This window comes from Peptococcus niger (genome assembly GCF_900101835.1).
Taxonomy (GTDB): domain Bacteria; phylum Bacillota; class Peptococcia; order Peptococcales; family Peptococcaceae; genus Peptococcus; species Peptococcus niger.
This window is the reverse complement of record NZ_FNAF01000001.1, coordinates 233829-251916: the sequence shown is the minus strand read 5'-3', so window position 1 is coordinate 251916 and position 18088 is coordinate 233829. Positions and strand designations below refer to the sequence as shown.

At 49.3% G+C, this 18088-nt stretch carries 19 protein-coding genes; all 19 read left to right on the top strand.

The annotated features are described in order from the left end of the window. The first annotated feature begins 196 nt into the window (after positions 1–196). The 19 genes from BLQ16_RS09865 to gltA all read left to right on the top strand — a co-directional run bounded on the left by BLQ16_RS09865 (position 197) and on the right by gltA (position 18053). Positions 197–994: a septal ring lytic transglycosylase RlpA family protein gene (locus tag BLQ16_RS09865; protein WP_091790947.1), complete on the top strand. Its 798-nt coding sequence runs from the start codon at positions 197–199 to the stop codon at positions 992–994. A 92-nt stretch (positions 995–1086) separates the two neighbouring features. Then, the gene (gene sfsA / locus BLQ16_RS01315) at positions 1087–1788 is read left to right on the top strand and encodes a DNA/RNA nuclease SfsA (protein WP_091790946.1); all 702 of its coding nucleotides are present in this window, start codon (positions 1087–1089) and stop codon (positions 1786–1788) included. Then, positions 1789–2598 carry an Asp23/Gls24 family envelope stress response protein gene (locus BLQ16_RS01310; protein ID WP_091790945.1) on the top strand — a complete coding sequence of 270 codons (810 nt, stop codon included), beginning with the start codon at positions 1789–1791 and terminating at the stop codon, positions 2596–2598. 24 nt (positions 2599–2622) lie between these two features. Beyond that, positions 2623–3510 carry a DnaD domain-containing protein gene (locus tag BLQ16_RS01305; protein ID WP_144019640.1) on the top strand — a complete coding sequence of 296 codons (888 nt, stop codon included), beginning with the start codon at positions 2623–2625 and terminating at the stop codon, positions 3508–3510. A gap of 1 nt (position 3511) precedes the next feature. Beyond that, positions 3512–4447: an ATP-binding protein gene (locus tag BLQ16_RS01300; protein WP_159427930.1), complete on the top strand. Its 936-nt coding sequence runs from the start codon at positions 3512–3514 to the stop codon at positions 4445–4447. Further along, the gene (locus BLQ16_RS01295) at positions 4444–4926 is read left to right on the top strand and encodes a ribonuclease domain-containing protein (protein WP_091790942.1); all 483 of its coding nucleotides are present in this window, start codon (positions 4444–4446) and stop codon (positions 4924–4926) included. Before BLQ16_RS01300 ends, BLQ16_RS01295 begins: the two co-directional genes overlap by 4 nt. Beyond that, positions 4923–5219, top strand: a complete 297-nt coding sequence (locus BLQ16_RS01290; RefSeq protein ID WP_091790941.1) for a barstar family protein — start codon at positions 4923–4925, stop codon at positions 5217–5219. Before BLQ16_RS01295 ends, BLQ16_RS01290 begins: the two co-directional genes overlap by 4 nt. A gap of 108 nt (positions 5220–5327) precedes the next feature. Further along, the gene (locus BLQ16_RS01285; RefSeq protein WP_091790940.1) at positions 5328–6611 is read left to right on the top strand and encodes an adenylosuccinate synthase; all 1284 of its coding nucleotides are present in this window, start codon (positions 5328–5330) and stop codon (positions 6609–6611) included. Between the two features lie 15 nt (positions 6612–6626). Then, entirely contained in the window at positions 6627–8216 is a 1590-nt protein-coding gene (locus tag BLQ16_RS01280; RefSeq protein WP_091790939.1) for a putative polysaccharide biosynthesis protein, read from the top strand. A 151-nt stretch (positions 8217–8367) separates the two neighbouring features. Then, positions 8368–8646 carry an HU family DNA-binding protein gene (locus tag BLQ16_RS01275; protein WP_091790938.1) on the top strand — a complete coding sequence of 93 codons (279 nt, stop codon included), beginning with the start codon at positions 8368–8370 and terminating at the stop codon, positions 8644–8646. 74 nt (positions 8647–8720) lie between these two features. Further along, on the top strand, positions 8721–8969 hold the full coding sequence (locus tag BLQ16_RS01270) for an RNA-binding S4 domain-containing protein (RefSeq protein WP_091790937.1): 249 nt from the start codon (positions 8721–8723) through the stop codon (positions 8967–8969). 15 nt (positions 8970–8984) lie between these two features. Beyond that, positions 8985–9377, top strand: a complete 393-nt coding sequence (locus BLQ16_RS01265) for a septum formation initiator family protein (RefSeq protein WP_091790936.1) — start codon at positions 8985–8987, stop codon at positions 9375–9377. A 77-nt stretch (positions 9378–9454) separates the two neighbouring features. After that, positions 9455–9820, top strand: a complete 366-nt coding sequence (locus BLQ16_RS01260; RefSeq protein WP_091790935.1) for a S1 RNA-binding domain-containing protein — start codon at positions 9455–9457, stop codon at positions 9818–9820. 54 nt (positions 9821–9874) lie between these two features. Continuing rightward, positions 9875–10765 (top strand): Ppx/GppA phosphatase family protein, encoded by an 891-nt coding sequence (locus BLQ16_RS01255; RefSeq protein WP_091790934.1) that lies wholly within the window; start codon positions 9875–9877, stop codon positions 10763–10765. After that, positions 10765–12156 carry a tRNA lysidine(34) synthetase TilS gene (gene tilS / locus BLQ16_RS01250; RefSeq protein WP_091790933.1) on the top strand — a complete coding sequence of 464 codons (1392 nt, stop codon included), beginning with the start codon at positions 10765–10767 and terminating at the stop codon, positions 12154–12156. Before BLQ16_RS01255 ends, tilS begins: the two co-directional genes overlap by 1 nt. 22 nt (positions 12157–12178) lie before the next feature. After that, on the top strand, positions 12179–14155 hold the full coding sequence (ftsH, locus tag BLQ16_RS01245) for an ATP-dependent zinc metalloprotease FtsH (protein ID WP_091790932.1): 1977 nt from the start codon (positions 12179–12181) through the stop codon (positions 14153–14155). 232 nt (positions 14156–14387) lie between these two features. Next, entirely contained in the window at positions 14388–15608 is a 1221-nt protein-coding gene (locus BLQ16_RS01240) for a dicarboxylate/amino acid:cation symporter (protein WP_091790931.1), read from the top strand. Between the two features lie 178 nt (positions 15609–15786). Next, on the top strand, positions 15787–16656 hold the full coding sequence (locus BLQ16_RS01235; RefSeq protein ID WP_091790930.1) for a sulfide/dihydroorotate dehydrogenase-like FAD/NAD-binding protein: 870 nt from the start codon (positions 15787–15789) through the stop codon (positions 16654–16656). 2 nt (positions 16657–16658) lie between these two features. Next, positions 16659–18053, top strand: coding sequence for an NADPH-dependent glutamate synthase (gene gltA, locus BLQ16_RS01230; RefSeq protein WP_091790929.1), 1395 nt, complete (start codon positions 16659–16661; stop codon positions 18051–18053). Positions 18054–18088: the final 35 nt, after the last annotated feature.

The following is an 18088-nucleotide window of genomic DNA, read 5'->3' as shown; positions in this document are numbered from 1 at the left end:
TGAACGGCCGCACCTTCTCTTGCGTATGAACGCGATGGTGGTGCGGTTTTTCTTTTTGTAGTCAGCAGCGCTATTTAGAAAAATTTTTAAGCTGAGCGGCTTTTTTGCTTGCAGATGGCTTGACCTTGCATAATGGTTACTTCTCCAGTAAAATTTCATGCGTGTTAGATTTTATTAGAGGAGGACAAATATTTTTATGACTAAGACCATTAAATCTGCCCTTGCATCTTTTGCTTTGGGGGCCTTTTTATTGACCAGCGTAGGGATGGCACAAGCCGCTGAACCTATTTTGTGGAATCAAGTAGATATGATTAAGACTTCCGGTGATTTGACCTACTATCCGCTCCGGAGTGTATTGGAACAGACAGGGGTTACCATCAAATGGGTTGGTAATGAGGCACGCACCAAGTTGGTACTGGAAGCCGGCGGTCAAAGCCATCAATTGATTCTTCATGCAGACAACCAGACCTTAACATCAGGGGACCAAACCTTTGGCTACCAAAATGTCAACGGTTCCCTCATGCTACCGCTGCACTTCTTTATGGACGTCCTAGACCAAGCAAGTGTCAGCACCAATCGCACGACAGGGGCCTTGGCCATTACACCAGTTAACCAGGACGGTAAGGTAGGCCTTCGCCATTTGGAAGCCTATGTCGCCGAACCGAAACCGCAAGCACCTGCGGCACCAGCGGAAACCTGCACCTATTATCAATCCGGACAAGCCACTTGGTATGGCGCCGCCTTACACGGCAATTACACTGCTAGTGGCGAACCCTTTAATATGTATGATTTAACCGCTGCCCATAAAACCCTGCCCTTCGGGACCCGGGTTAAGGTGACCAATTTAAATAACGGCTTGTCCGTGGTCGTCCGCATTACAGATCGCGGCCCCTTTGCCCCGGGACGCGTCATTGACCTGTCCATGGCGGCAGCTCAGCAATTGAATATGATTTCCAGCGGTGTCGCTGCTGTAAATCTTGAAATTGTCGGCTAAAAGATAGGGAGACACAGAATTCGTTCTGTGTCTTTTTTTATTGGCGTGGCAATTGATTCGGGATTTCAGTATAATAAAAGGGAGGAGGGGCAATGATTAAATTACCTGAACTGACTGACGCTACATTTATACAGCGACGCAACCGTTTTATTGCGCAAGTAGAGCTGCCTGATGGTCAAGCGGTTGACGCGCATTTGGCCAATACGGGCCGGATGCGAGAATTGTTGATTCCGGGGCGGGCTGTGAAAATAGCACCGGCACATAATCCGGCGCGCAAGACCAAGTACGATCTTTTTCTGATTGATCAAGATGGCGCCTGGGTTTGCCTGCGGGCGGCCTATGCCAATGAGTTGGCAGACCGGTGGTTGGCATCGGGCTTGCTTGCGCCGTATGGGTTAAAGGGTTCTTGGCGGCGGGAAATGAAAATTGGCCGTCACCGGTTTGATTTTTTCCTGGAAGCAGGGGAAAAGCCAACCATTTTAGAGGTGAAATCGGCCAATTTCAAGAAGGGTCATACCGCTCTTTTTCCGGACGCCCCTACAGTGCGGGGGCGTCAACATGTGGAAAGCATGTTGGAACTGTCTGCAGCCGGCTATCGATGTGTCCTGCTGATGATCACCATGGGACAAGCAGTTGATGAGCTGATTTTTAACCGGCAAAACGATGCCCCTTTAGCCGATGCCATGGCGCAAGCAAAAGCAGCAGGACTTGATATTATCGTTATGAAATCCCGTTTTACAGAGACGGAAGCGTTTTTTGACGGCTTCCTGCCAATTGATTGGGGGCGGAGCTAAATGGATGTATTTGCATTGATTGGGCCGAGCGGGACCGGTAAAAGCCATCATGCTACGGAAGTGGCGCAGCAATATGACATTGACTATATTATTGATGACGGTCTTTTGATTCACATGGGCAAAAAAATCGCCGGGCAATCGGCCAAGGCTGAGCCCACCATGGTCGCAGCTGTTAAGACGGCTATTTTTATGGATCCGAAATGTGCAGCGGATATGCGCCATACCCTGCAAAAAGAAGCCCCGAAACGGCTTTTGCTTTTAGGGACCAGTGAACATATGATTGACCGCATTGGCCAGGCCTTGGCCTTGCCAGCGCTCAAGCAGACCATATTTATACATGATGTGGTGTCAGCTGAAGAGATGGCTTTGGCGCAGGAAATGCGCCGGGAAGGGAAGCATGTCATCCCGCTTTCGGCCGTAGAAGTGCGGAAAAATTTCCCAGGTATTTGGATTCGCCCCATTAAAGAGCTGTTTATGCGTAAAAAGGGCAATGAACGGCCCTTGGAAAAGTCCATTGTGCGGCCAAAGTTCTCTCAATTTGGGAAGGTCAGCATTTCAGAACAGGTGGTCATTCAGCTGGTGAACCATTTGGCCAAGGAACATGAGCGACTGGGGCGGTCGATAAAAACGAGTGTAGATATTAATGACTGGGGTGTGCGCATTCAATGTGAAGCAAATGTGCGCTTCGGCACGCCGATTCAGCAGGCAGTGCAGTATTTTCAGGAAGAAAGCATTCAAATGGTGGAAAATATCACCGGTTTAAGCGTTCGTTCCATTGATGTGCGTGTGACCGGTATTTATAAAGAATAGAGGGTGAGGACACTGGCACAGTTGTTGAGCTGGTTACTTCAAGGGGGCGCCGTTGCCGTTCCGCGCCGCTTGCTGGCGTATTTGGACGGTATGGATTTAACCTTAGAAGAATGGGGGGCCTTGACCTACCTTTTGTATATTGAAGGTTGCGTAAAACCGGGCGATGCGAGAGCGGAAAGAGCGGTGCATTTGCTGGAAGAGCGCGGGTTTGTGCTGCAAGGTGAGAATGGTTTATCATTTGAACCGATGTTGCAACTGGCCCAGGGCGATGCAACGGCAGAAAGGCCTAAGCGAATGCCTTTGCCGGCGGTTTATGCCCGCCTGGTAAAACGGTATGAACAGGCGAGCGGTCGATTTTTATCTGAACGGGATAAACGTGACTTGCTTCAGGTTTTGCAAAAGTACGGTTGGCCGGAAGAACTTGTTTATCAGGCCTTTTTGGCTTATGCGGACAATTACCGGCGCAAATACTATACTTTTTCGGCCTTTTGCCATATGGCTGGTCAGGCCGGTGTTGAAACCGTTGCAGATTTTCAAACCTTTTGCGAACAATTGGATTATGGCGTTAAAAAAGTGCGAGAAGTCCTTCAGCGGATCGGTAAGTACAATCAACCGACGGAAGCGCAGAAAAACTATTATATGAAGTGGCAGCAGGACTGGTCTTTCAGCCATGAGATGATTCTTTTGGCGGCCGATGAAACCATTAATGCCGATAATCCATCCATTGGCTATATTGATCGGGTTTTGGAAAGTTGGCACAAGGACAACCTTAAGACCCCTCAAGCCGTTTATCAACGCCGTCAAGAGCGTGACGCTGCCAGCAAAGAGCGTATTCGCGGGAACCGCAAGCAGATTGGCAACCGGGATTTCCAAGCACATACGCCGGAAGACTACGACAGCCTGGAGGAATGAGATGGCAGATATCAATAATAAGCGCTTAAAAAAGCAGTGGGCGCGCGATGCCCGTGTGGCCCGAATTCATGCAGCTCATCCGGATTTGGCCGCCCTTGACCAGGCACAGAATGCGCTGGTCGCTCGCTTGCTGCGTGAAGCGGTGACGGCGCCGGGATTGACGACCGAATTGGATGAGCGCTACAAGGCCTTAGCGGCGCAAAAAGAAGACTTGCTTGACCGCTATGGCATTGATCCGCAGGCCTATACGCCAGACTGGGACTGCCCCCTTTGTGAAGATCGCGGCTTTAGGAAAAATGGTGAGCCTTGCGTCTGCCGGGCAGATGAAAGACGGATTCGCCGTTTAGGGGAGGCCGGCTTGCCGGAAAATTACGCTACGATGCGTTTTGAGAATTTTGACGTCAACTTGTATACACCGGAAAGCGAGGCTGCCGACAAGGTTAAGCGGCTGGAAGACTTCGCTCATAAATTGGCCCAGGGCAAGCCTTTGGGCAATGTGGTCCTGCGGGCAGATGTGGGGCGCGGCAAGACCCACTTGGCGGTGGCAACGGCCTCTGCGGCCTTGGCTGAAGGGCTAAGCGTCCGCTATGTGCGGGCCGATCAATTCATGGAAAATTTGCGGAGCGACTTATACGATAAGGATGGTGCCGGCCGGGAAATGTGGCGGGCAAAACACTGTGATCTTCTCATCATTGATGACTTGGGGCGAGAATCAATCAGCGAGTTTGTCATCGCTCAATTAACAGATTTGATCGAAGACCGCAACAACAGTTGCCGCAGCTGGATGATCAACACCAACTTAAAAGGCAATGAAATTGCCGATAGGTATGGCGCGCGCCTAAGTGATCGAATATTTGAAAAAGCGACCTTTTTCTTTTTGGAAAGCAAGGGCAGTATTCGCCGGCTAAAAGCAGTCAATGAGGTTGAACTGATATGATCAAATACGCTGGCCGATTGACAGGGGTCTTGTGCCTGGTTCTGGCCTTTCTTTTAAGCGCCTGCGCGCCGCAAGCAAATGCACCGACGGATACCAGTACGGCGGCTATAGCATCCAGCACCACCGGAACGGTTGCAGAAGACGGCCTTTATTCGGATGCCCCTTCGGTAGCTGCCTATCTGCGCGCCTATCACAAGTTGCCGGCAAATTATATGACGAAACAGGCAGCACGTGCCCAAGGCTGGCAGGCTGAAGCAGGTAATTTGCGCGACCTTGCCCCGATGGCCACCATTGGTGGTGACCGTTTTTATAATCGAGAAGGAATTTTGCCCAAGGACAGCTATTGGGAGTGCGACGTAAATTATGAGGGTGGACCGCGCAATGCAGAGCGGCTGGTCTACAATCGTGAGGGAAGGATTTACTACACAAAGGATCATTACCGACATTTTACAGACATTAGTGAGGAGGGGCCTGCATGATTATTTTGGACGGCAATGAGATGCTCAATCGACAGGAATTACACCGCTATTTGAAAAAACAATTTCACCTATCTGAGTTTTATGGAGAGAATTTGGACGCTTTATGGGATGAATTGAGTGCTCGCGACCAGTTAACCATCGTATTTCTGCATGCGGATGAAGCGGTTGACGCCTTGGGCCCTTACGGGAATGCCTTACTATCGCTTTTCCGCGAGCTGGTCCAAGAAAACCCGACAGTGAATCTGATGTACGAGCTGCCCTCATCAATTGACCCTGCGCGGAAAACTTGTTAGAATAAGGTGTAACGGGAAACCGCTACTCAAACAGTTCACATCAAATGTCTACTGTTTGAGTTTTTTGTGTTTACAGGAACTTATGATCAAATAAATGAGGTGAAGGGTATGCCGGGACTGGTATTACTGGGCGCTCAATGGGGCGATGAAGGAAAAGGTAAGGTAACGGATTACTTGGCGGAAGAAGCTGATTTGGTTGTGCGCTACCAAGGCGGCAATAATGCCGGACATACAGTAGTGGTCAAGGGGGAAGAATTTAAGCTGCGCTTGATCCCCTCCGGAATTATCAACGGAAATGCCACTTGCGTTATCGGCAACGGTGTCGTGGTTGATATTCAGGTGCTGCGTCGTGAAATGGAATACCTGAAGGCGCGTCATATTGACGTTTCGCGGTTGCGGATCAGCGATCGCTGCCATTTAATTATGCCCTATCATATTCGTCAGGACGAATGTGAAGAAAAGGCAAAAGGCAATTTAAAAATTGGCACCACGAAAAACGGCATTGGCCCCTGCTATATGGATAAATGTGCCCGCATCGGCTTGCGTATAGGGGATCTTTTGGACCGCGACCGGTTTAGAAGCCGGCTCGAGGAAGTCCTGCCCATTAAAAATAATTTGCTGACCCGCCTTTATGGTGAAGAAGCCTTTGACATTGAAGATGTTATGGCGCAAATGACCGAAGATACGGCCTTTTTAGACGGTATGGTCTGTGATACCTCCTGGCTTTTACATGAAGCGCTGGAAGCCGGTAAAAAAGTCATGTTTGAAGGCGCCCAGGGAACCCTATTGGATTTGGACCATGGGACCTACCCCTTTGTAACGTCTTCAAACCCCATATCCGGCGGTGCAGCTGTTGGCGCCGGGGTTGCCCCTTGGCGCATTCAAAATGTCTTAGGCATTGTCAAAGCCTATACAACACGTGTTGGTGCCGGCCCCTTCCCAACAGAACTGGAAGATGAAGTGGGTCATTTACTGCAGTCGCGTGGCCATGAATTTGGTACTGTGACCGGCCGGACCCGTCGCTGCGGTTGGCTGGATATGAGCGTGGTGAAATATGCCGTTCGCTTGTCGGGGATGACGGCCCTTGCCCTCATGAAGCTGGATGTCTTGGACACCTGTGAAACCGTTAAAATTGCTACCGGCTACCGGCTGGATGGCAAGGAAATTCAGCATTTCCCTGCCTCACTTGATGATTTGCAGCGGGTTGAACCTATTTATGAAAGCATGCCCGGTTGGCAAGAAGATACCTCCAAGTGCAGGACCTTCGCCGAACTGCCACAAGCCGCTCAAGCGTATGTGAAACGCATTGAAGACTTGGCCGGCATTCCGGTAAAAATTGTTGCAGTTGGACCCGGACGCGAAGAAACGATTGTGCGTGAGGCTATTTTTTAAACGAAACGGAAAACTATGGCTAAAAAAACATTTTTTCGCGGTGCGATGATTTTAACCTTGGCCGGCGTCCTGGGTAAATTTTTATCGGCCGCCTACCGTGTCCCCTTTAATCGCATGGTAGGCGCCGAAGGCGCCGGCATTTACAGCATGAGCTACTCCATCTACTCCATTATTTTTGCCTTGTCAACGGCCGGTATTCCCTTGGCCGTTTCCAAACTGGTGGCCATGAGCGAAGAAAGAGCCGAGAAGGGCGAAAGCCTACGGATTGTCCGGGTGGCGCTTGTCCTTTTGACAGTCATCGGAGCTGCTGCAGCGATTTTCTTTTACCTTGCAGCCCCCTGGATTGCCAGCGCTTACTTTAACGAACCACGTGCCACTTGGTCATTGCGTGCCTTAGCGCCGGCAATGCTTTTCAGTTGCTTGATGGCTGTTTTTCGCGGCTTTTTCCAAGGACAGCAGAATATGGTACCGACTGCGGTATCGCAAATCTTGGAGCAATTTTTTCGCGTGGGAACAATTTTATTGGCGCTCTTTCTACTGATCCAAAAACCGGTGGAGTTTGTTGTCGCCGGGGCCAGTTTTGGGTCAATGGTTGGCGGTGTCTGCGGTTTCCTCTTTTTAGCGGTTGTCTTTGCCCGATTTTTGCATGGCCAGCCTGCTGGACAGGGGCATTTGCCAAAGCGGGATTCCGATAAAGATCGGCTGGTTTTGAAGCAGTTGCTCTATTATGCGGTGCCCATTTCCATCGGTGCCCTTCTTTTGCCGATGACCGGCTTTATTGACTCATCCCTTGTGGCAAGACGCTTGGAAGCCGGCGGAATGCTTCATGGGGACGCTATTGCGCAATTGGGCTATTTGTCCAACTATGCCATGCCCATCATTAACTTACCCTTTATTGTCACCACTGCGATTGCCGCCAGTTTGGTGCCGGCAGTGGCAGATGCCCTGGCCAGAGACGATAAAAAAGCCTTGTATCACAACATCGGTCAAGGCATTCGTTTGACCATGGTCCTTGTGCTGCCGGCATCCACCGGGTTGGCGGTCCTGTCGACCGGGATTTCGAAGCTTTTATACAACGATGCAGAGGCCGGCCCTGTTTTAGAAGCCTTGGCATTTACCATTCTTGTCGTTGGCTTGTACCAATGCTCGGCCAGTATCTTACAGGGCTTAGGAAAAGTTTTAATCCCCATGTATCACCTGATGATCGGCTTGGTTTTAAAATTTGTTTTAACCTGGATTTTAGCCGCAAACGTGCAACTTGGCGCAAGAGGGGCCGCTTATGCCACCGTTTTCTCCTTTGGATTTGCCGCCTGCCTCAATGTCTTCAGGCTCTTCGGTTTTGTCGGTTGGCACTGGTGTAATCCGCAGTTAATTTTCATTAAGCCTGCCCTGGCCAGCGCAGCCATGGGTGGTCTTTGCCTTGCGGTGGAGCATTTATTGACACCCCACATATCCCTTTCGATCACCACCTTGCTGGCCATTGTGGTGGGTGGCCTAGGGTATTTCCTTTGCTTGTTTATCATTAAGGGGATTGATGCGGAGACCTTATTCTTGATTCCGAAGCTGGGGCCAAAGTTGCAAAAGCGTTTGGCGGGAAGAAGATGATTTTATACGGGGCTTTTATGGCGAAAAACCGCTTTAAATTGGCATTTTCCCTGTTTTTCCGCTTTATTTTGCAAATATAATGTGGTAAAATGCAAGCAAGCTATGGAATCATTGTTGCAATACCTGTAACCGATCCGAGGAGGGATTATACTTGAACAAATCCGAATTAGTCGCAAAAGTCGCTGAGAAATCGGGTCTGACAAAAAAAGACGCAGAAAAATCAGTGGCCGCCGTATTTGAAGCCATCACGGAAACACTTGTTGATGGTGAAAAAGTCCAGTTGGTCGGGTTCGGTACTTTTGAAGTACGTGATCGTAAGGAGCGCCAAGGCCAAAATCCGCAAACCAAAGAGCCGATTGTTATTCCGGCTACCAAAGTGCCGGCATTCAAAGCTGGTAAATCCTTAAAAGAAGCGGTTGTTGGCAAATAAATGAGAAAGACGGACCTGTCCACGACTGACAGGTCTTTTTAAATAAGTAGTGTAATTGCTGGAAAGGCGGCAGAATGCGATTAGATAAGTTTTTAAAAGTTTCACGCCTGATCAAACGCCGCACGGTGGCCAAGGACATTTGTACCGCCGGTAAAGTGCGTGTGAACGATCGGGTTGCAAAAGCCGGGACAGAAGTTGCCGTCGGTGATCGATTGGAAATCTCTTTCGGTGAAAAAACACTTTCTGTTAAAGTGCTTGATTTACGTGAAACCGTTCGTGCCAATGAGGCAGATGAATTGTATCAGGTCATTCATCAATCCTGAAGGGAGGGCAATAAGGTGCGCCATGCTGACAAGCCGCAAGAAAATCTGTTGTTCAATCGACATTTAATAGAAGTATTGCGCCGCTTTTTCTTTCAGGCAAAAGAAGCGTCTCCATATAAGACGGCATTTGAACGGCTCAGATGGCGTAATGTCGTTTTTGCCTTTCTGGTTCTTTATTTAAGTATTTCTTTTGTGACCGGATGTTATTTAATTGTTGATTTAAAAGCGCAAGAAAATCAGTTGATTGAAACCCGCGTGGAAGCGTTAAAAGAACAAAAAAATATTAAAGAAAATGTCTTGTATATGAAAACGGATGAAGCTGTAGAAGAAGTGGCGCGGGAAGAACTGGGCATGGTCAAGCCCGGAGAAGTTTTGATTACCCAAAAAGACAATGCGCCTACTGGCTAAGTATTGACAGGTTCATTTTGGATCATTATAATGAATTAAAGCATATAATTTAAACTAAGGGGAGGCTTGCACCATCTATGTCCATCGCTAAAGGGCAGATTATTAAGGGTACCGTAACGGGCATTACCAATTTTGGCGCATTTGTGAAGCTGGAGAGTGGTGAAACCGGACTGGTTCACATTTCTGAAGTCGCAGATACTTTTGTTAAAGATGTCAATGATTTTTTGAAAGTTGACGATCCTGTCAAAGTTTTTGTCGTCAGTACAGATGATAAGGGGAAAATTAGCTTATCCATCAAACGCGCAAAAGAAAAGAAAAAGCCACAACGTCCGTCGCTCAGCTTTGAGGATAAAATCTCGCGCTTTATGAAAGACAGCGATGAGAAACTGGCATCCCTGAACAAAAATATGAACGCCAAACGTCGCAGCGGAAATCGCTATTAAGATCAACCACCTTTATCTAGTGGGATAAGGGTGGTTTTTATATAGGAGGAGAATATGCGGGCAGTTTTTGATGTTGGCAGCAACAGTGTTCGTCTGGCTGTGGCAGATGTTAAAAATGGTAAGCTGGTCAACCAGCAGACGTATTTGGCCTTTAGCCGGTTGGCGGAAGGGCGGGCTGCTGATGGCAGTTTGACGGAGCCGGCCATGCTAAGAACCTTTCAAGCTGTGCAATCATTGATGCCCCATCTGGGGAGGCTTCCACGGTGTTCGGAGCATTTGCTGGTTACGGCGACGGCAGCGCTTCGTCAAGCCCCTAACCGCCGCTTTCTGATGGACCGGCTTGAAGAGCTGTGCGGGGTGCCGGTACGGCTCTTATCTCCCCAGGAAGAAGCCTACTACGGTTTTACCGGGGCCCTGGCCGGCAGTGATGCCGCCGCAGCTGAGGCGCTTGTACTTGATATCGGCGGCGGTTCCACAGAACTCAGCTATTTTCATAAAGACCGCTGGTCATCTAAAAGTTTTCCCTATGGCTGCTTGGTTTTAAAAGATCATCCGGACCGCCTTGGACACTTTCGAGCAGACCTAGGAGAAAGCTTGTCCGCGTCCATTTTAAAGGAAAAACGCTTGATTGGCATTGGGGGAACCTTGACGACCTTGGCGGCCATCCTTTTAGGCTTGGATACATATGACCCGGAGGCGATTCACAAGAGTAGGATTAATCGCTCCGACTGGCTTAGCTTTATGCAGTCATATGCAGCGATGACGCCTTCTGAACGGGCGCACATCCCCGGATTGGCGGCAGAAAGACGGGATACCATTTTACCTGGACTGCTTATTTTAGATGTGATTTGCAGCAGCTTCCAGCTGGAAGGGTATACAGCTAGCGTAACCGACGGCCTTGATGGCATCTTGCTCAGTAACCTCTATGCTGGAAGTGAGCAGTGATGATGTTTCAGAAAGCCTTTGTTGACTTTATTCAAGAGCAGGGCTTGCTGGCCCATGGCGACCGGGTATTGATCGGCTTATCGGGCGGGCCGGATTCAATGGCCCTCTGCGATTTGCTTTGCCGGATGCGTGAAAGTTGGGGGCTGTTTTTGATGGCGGCCCATTTAAATCACAGTTTACGGCCTTCTGCAGATGCTGAAGCGCAGACGGTTGCCGGCTATTGCCGCGCCCAGCATATTCCGCTGATCAGCGCCAAGATTAATGTTGCGCATTTGGCTCTAGAAAAAGGCCTGGGCGAAGAAGCTGCCGGGCGCCTGGCCAGGCAAAACCTTTATCGGGAAAGCATGGATCGCTATCGGTTACAGACTTTGGCCTTGGGCCATCACGCCGATGACCGTGCTGAGACCATTTTATTGAATATGATTCGCGGCGCCGGTGCAAGAGGAATGGCTGCCATGCCTGCGCGCAGCCATCAGATTATCCGGCCCCTGCTGTTTGCGCACAAAGAAGATATCCTCGCTTATTGTGCGCAAGCGAATCTTCTATATACTGTGGATGAATCTAATGCAGACGTGCGTTATGCTCGTAATCGGATTCGGAAGGACGTCATCCCTGTGCTGACGGAGATTAATACCGGGGCTGTAGACCATATTAACGAGATGGCGGGGCATTTAGAAGAAATTCGGTCTGCCATGGCGGAGACGGTCATTCTGCCCTTACTGGAGGCTTCAGGACCTATTCTTGCCGGTGAAATCAGTTTTCCGCGAGAATTGCTCCGCCAACAAGCGCCTTATGTGCAAAAAGAAATCTTGACTTTATTACGGCAATCCTTGGCAGCTGGCGGGGGTCAGTTTGGCGAGGGTCAGCTTAAAACATATATTGATCTTTTAAATTCCCAACAAAATGATAAAATAATAGACGCCGGTCGTTTTAAGGTGTATATTGAAAAGGCACACATTATTTTAGCAGATGAGCGGTTGCGGCCTAAAAAATTTGAGCCCTTTCGCTGGCAGCCGGAAGTCGGGAGCTGTTTGAACTGTCCGGACTGGCCGGGCCGCCTGGAAGTCTTATCCGGCAACTTGCCCCTACGGTCCTTATGGACCTATCGTGTCCAGGATGGACAAAACTTCTACTGGCGCCATCGACAACCGGGGGACTCTATCTGGCGCAGAGGAATTGGGCATCAGCCACTAAAAAAGCTTTTTCAGACCTATAGTGTCCCCAACCGGTTACGGGCCCGATGGCCAATTTTATGCGATGAGGATGACCAGCCCTTATGGTTGCCCGGATTGGCCAAAAGCGATTTACAAAAATATGGTAAAAATACCGTGAAAAAGGGTATTTATATAAAAGCCTTCTTGGACGACGAAACCTATCGACCCAAGGGCTAAAAACAGACAGAGGAGGACGTGCATGAACAAAAAAGCATGGAAGAGTTTTGTCATCTATCTTGTGATATTTTTGTTGTTTCTGTCTTTGCTGGAATATTTTACAAGCGGTCAAACCCAGCAAACAGAACAAATCATTTATAACCAAAACTATTCCGAGCTCATGAAAGGCGCGGAAAAAGGGGACGTCAAGTCTATTACGATCACCAGCTATGACAATTATCAGGAAGTGGAAGGGACGACTAAAAACAAAAAAACCTTCAAGATGAACATCCCGAAAGATGCAGGGCAGCTGGAAAAAACCATGATGGAAAACGGCGTTAAAATCAAACAGGAAGCAACGCCTCAGCCCTCACCGATTTTAAACCTTTTGGGGACGCTTTTACCTGTTCTACTCCTTGTGGGCCTCTTCTTCTTCTTTATGAATCAGAGCCAAGGTGGCGGCGCCAAAATGAGCCAATTTGGCAAAAGTAAAGCCAAAATGCAAATGGACGATAAGAAAAAAGTCACATTCAAAGATGTGGCCGGCGCTGACGAGGTTAAAGAAGAGTTAGCAGAAGTGGTGGGCTTCTTAAAAGATCCGCGTAAATATGCCCAAATTGGGGCGAAAATCCCTAAAGGCGTTTTATTGTTTGGGCCACCCGGGACAGGGAAAACCTTGCTGGCAAGAGCTGTCGCCGGAGAAGCCGGGGTACCTTTTTTCAGCATTTCCGGTTCTGATTTTGTGGAAATGTTTGTTGGGGTCGGAGCTTCGCGTGTACGTGACCTGTTTGAACAAGCTAAGAAAAATAGCCCCTGTATCATTTTCATCGATGAAATTGACGCAGTCGGGCGTCAAAGAGGTGCCGGCGTTGGCGGCGGACATGATGAACGGGAGCAAACCTTAAACCAACTTTTAGTGGAAATGGATGGCTTTGATGACAATGAAGGCATTATCATTCTGGCAGCCACTAACCGTCCGGATATTTTGGATCCGGCGCTTTTACGCCCCGGTCGCTTTGACCGTCAGGTAACCGTTGGACGTCCTGATGTCCGCGGACGTGAAGAAATTTTGAAAGTTCACGTGCGCAACAAGCCCTTGGCAGCCGATGTCGACTTGCGCGTCATTGCTAAGCAGACGGTGGGCTTTACAGGCGCTGATTTGGCCAACTTAGTCAATGAAGCGGCCCTCTTGTCGGCCCGGGAAAATTTAAAAACCATTGGACATGCACAGTTTGAGCAATCCATTGAACGCATCATCGCCGGACCGGAAAAGAAAAATCCGGCCAAGATCAGTGAGAAGGAACAACGCTTGGTCTCCTATCATGAAGCAGGTCATGCGATTATCGGGCATTATTTGCCGGAGTGTGATCCGATTCATAAGGTATCTATTGTGGCGCGCGGCAATGCTGGCGGCTACACCATGTCTCTGCCGGAAGAAGACCGCAACTACATGACCCGTACCCACTTGCTGAGTGAAGTCACCATGATGCTTGGGGGACGGGTGGCAGAAGAAATCGTTCTAGGTGAGATTTCTACAGGCGCTTCCAACGACATTGAACGTGCCAGCAAAACCATTCGTCAAATGGTGACCCGGTGGGGTATGAGCGATGAACTCGGCACCATTGCCTTTGGCGAAGACCAGGAACAGGTCTTTTTAGGTCGTGATTTGGGTCATTCGCGGAATTACAGTGAGGCCATTGCCTATTCTATTGACAAAGAAGTCAAGCGGTTAATGGATGAATGCCATGCCAAGGCGCATGACTTGCTGAATCAATACCGCAAAGAGCTCGACATCATTGCCAAAGCCTTGACAGAAAAAGAAAACCTCAATAACTTTGAGTTTAACGGCTTACTGGAAGGACGGTCTCTTGAGGAACTGGAAGAGGCCCAGGAAGCGCATCGTGAGGAATTGGAGCGCAAAAAAGAGCTGCAACGCAAAGGGATTGTCGATAATCGGACGGCGGAAGAAAAGGAAGAGGGCTCAGAAGGGCCGGCCGATCAAGCCAAGTCCAATGATTAAGGCAGTGAATCCATCAAGTTATTCTGCCACCGCATTTTTGTGTGGTGGCTTTTTTATGCGGAAGAGGTTATCCGGCTTGACTAAGTCTCAGAACTTGTAGATTGTTTCGAAAAAAATCATATACGCCACAAGGCATAAAAGAGTTAAGAAGATCTAAAGACTTTTATTTTACTCAGCTTTGCATTATAGTAGGTGGCGATTGATAGGTGCAGGCATTAGGAAAGGTGGTAGTATGGCAGAGAAAAAATCATTTGTACACAGTTTATTGTTTAAGTTGTTGTTGGGCATTTTAATCGGGATTGGGCTGGGATCAGTTGCGAATGAATCCGTCATTGTTGTGATTTCGACCCTTAAAGCCATTATTGGGGACCTGATTGGTTATATGGTTCCGTTGATTGTTTTAGGCTTTATTACACCGGCAATCGTCTCTTTAAAGCAAAGTGCGGGGCGGATTTTGACCGTGACCTTGTCCATTTGCTATGCCTCTTCTGTAGGGGCTGCACTCATGAGCTTTCTTGCCGGGCTGGCGATTATTCCTCATTTGAATATCGCCAATGATACGACGGCTGCGCGGAAAATTCCTGAATCCTTATTTCAGCTGTCCATTGATCCGATTATGCCGGTGATGACCGCCTTGATTACCGCAGTGCTCATCGGTCTGGCTGTCTTATGGACCGGCTCTAAAACCTGGGAAAATTTGCTAGATGAATTCCATCAAATAGTTCTGGCGATTGTGGAAAAAGTAATTATCAATATTTTGCCGATTTATATCGCAGCCACATTTGCCGGATTGGCTTATGAAGGCGCCATTATTTATGAATTGCCTGTATTTATCAAGGTGATTTTCATTGTCATTATAGGGCACTTCATTTGGTTGACGCTTTTGTATGGCCTCGGCGGGATGCTTTCGAAAACAAACCCAAAAGAGGTCTTTCGGCATTATCCGCCGGCCTATATGACTGCTGTCGGGACCATGAGCTCTGCCGCCACCTTGCCGGTGGCATTGCGCTGTGCCCGCAAGTCTAAAACTTTGGATCCGCAGATTCGCGACTTTGTGGTGCCACTTTGTGCCAACACACATTTGTGCGGTTCCGTCTTAACGGAAGTCTTCTTTGTGATGACGGTTTCGCAGATCCTCTATGGGCAATTGCCGTCCACATCAACCATGTTGATTTTTGTTTTCCTGTTGGGTATTTTTGCCATTGCGGCCCCCGGGGTGCCCGGTGGGACAGTGATGGCCTCCCTAGGGCTGGTCATCTCTGTACTGGGCTTTGACGATAACGGAACGGCCCTTTTGCTGTCTATATTTGCCTTGCAGGATAGTTTCGGGACGGCCTGCAATGTTACCGGTGATGGTGCCATCAGCTTGATGGTGACCGGTATCTTTAAAAAAGTGCCAGGCCGTGGCAATAATCCACCGGCTGATTCGGAATCAAATATGGAAACGCTTTAACCGGTTGCATGACCGCCTTTGCAGCAGCAGGGGCGGTTTTTTGCTGGCCAGTGGGCCTGCTAAGGAAGAGGGCTTGAGTTGACACTTTATCCAATTATAAGTACAATTTGATAATGGAGGATTTTTGTCTTTGCAGCTGAATAAAGGCAAATTGCGGGGGGATTTAAGGAGGAATAACATGTACACCATCGTTGATTATAAGCATTTAGGTGGATTAACGCATGAAATGAGTATTGAGGCAAAACAATTGGCCAGAAAGGCGCAAGCCGGTCAATTTTTAATCATTCGCATGAATGATGAGGGGGAGCGCATTCCGCTGACCATTGCCGATGCAGACCCTGACAAGGGAACCATTACTATTGTCTTTCAAGCCATCGGTCGATCAACGGAAGAATTGGCGACCTATAAAGTTGGCGATACCCTTTCTGATGTGGTCGGTCCCCTGGGACGCGCCAGCGAAATTGAAAAATATGGCAAAGTGATTATCGTTGGTGGTGGGGTTGGGATTGCGCCCATCTATCCGATTGCCAAAGCCCTTAAGGCAGCCGGGAACCATGTGATTTCCATTATCGGCGCTAAAAATAAAGACCTGCTCTTTTGGGAAGACCGGATGGCGGCCGTTTCCAATGAACTCCACATTGCAACCGATGACGGATCCTGTGGGCATAAAGGCTTTGTCACAGACATCCTTGACGACATTTGCCAAAAAGAAGAGATTGCTGCCGTATGGGCCGTGGGACCGATGATTATGATGAAAAACTGTGTCCGGGTTACCAAGCCTTACGGTATTAAAACCTTTGTCAGCATGAACCCGGTGATGATTGACGGAACGGGCATGTGTGGCGGTTGCCGCATTCAAGTTGGTGATGAGACCAAGTTTGCCTGTGTCGACGGACCTGAATTTGACGGCCACCTGGTCGATTTTGACTTGGCCATGAAACGGTCTGCTTACTTGAAAGATATGGAAGCCAAGGGCCGGGAGTATTACCATGACCATACCTGTACCCTCGGTTTAGAGCACGATGACCGAGCAGCGAAGGAGGTATAGTCGTGGCGTCTAAAGCAGCAAGACATGCAATGCCGACCCAAGATGCGGCGGCTCGCATTCGGAACTTTAATGAAGTGGCCTTGGGCTATGACCACGAAACGGCGGTTGCTGAAGCCCAACGTTGCTTAAATTGCAAAAACCCGCGCTGCGTCACCGGTTGTCCTGTTGCAGTGGATATTCCCGGATTTATTGAAGCGGTCGCCCAGGACGACTTGTCACTGGCGGCTGAGCGGTTGAAAAAGAAAACCAGCTTGCCGGCTGTTTGCGGCCGTGTTTGTCCCCAGGAAAATCAGTGCGAAGGGGTCTGTGTGCTGGGCATTAAAGGTGACCCGGTTGCCATCGGGCGTTTGGAACGCTATGTGGCAGATTGGGAGGCGGACCAAGGGACGCCGGCACCTGAGCCCATCCAAACGAACGGACACAAGGTGGCAATTATTGGGGCGGGGCCGGCCGGTTTGGCCTGCGCCGGTGATTTGGCGAAAATGGGCTATGAAGTGACCGTTTTTGAAGCCCTGCATACGCCTGGCGGGGTATTGATGTATGGGATTCCCGAGTTCCGCCTGCCAAAAGCAGTGGTACAGCGGGAAGTGGATTATATCCGCTCACTGGGCGTCCAGTTTGAAGTAAACAGCATTGTCGGCAAGTTGTACAGCATTGATGAATTGCGCGATAATATGGGCTTTGAAGCCTTTTTCATCGGTACCGGCGCCGGCTTGCCGCACTTTATGCATCTGCCAGGCGAAAATTATAACGGTATTTTTGCCGCCAATGAATTTTTAACCCGGTCCAATTTGATGAAGGCTTACGATTACCCGAACCATGCTACGCCGATTAAAATCGGCCGCCGTGTGGCCGTTATCGGTGGCGGGAATGTGGCCATGGATGCGGCTCGTACAGCCTTGCGTCTGGGGGCGGAAAAGAGTTATATTGTCTACCGGCGCAGTAAAGAAGAGTTGCCGGCGCGCAAGGAAGAACTGGAACACGCCTTGGAAGAAGGCGTTGAACTAGTGCTCCTTTCATCGCCTATTGAATACCTTGGCAATGAAGATGACGTTGTAACGGGCATGAAGCTGCAGAAATACGAGTTGGGCGAACCGGATGAAAGCGGACGCCGCCGTCCGGTGCCGATTGAGGGCGATGTCACCGAAATGCCGATTGATACGGTGGTGGTGGCCATCGGTCAAGGGCCCAATCCGATTTTGACCGATAACACGCCGGCTTTGGAATTGACCAAACGGGGTTTGATTGTTACCGATGACACGGCGCAAACCTCACTTGATGATGTCTATGCCGGCGGCGATGTGGTCACAGGGGCCGCTACGGTTATTAAAGCGATGGGTGCCGGGAAAGAGGCAGCATTTGCTATTGATAAGTACTTGAAAAACAAGGCTGAGTAAGCCTCAGGATATGCGGACGCACTCAGGGCGTCCGC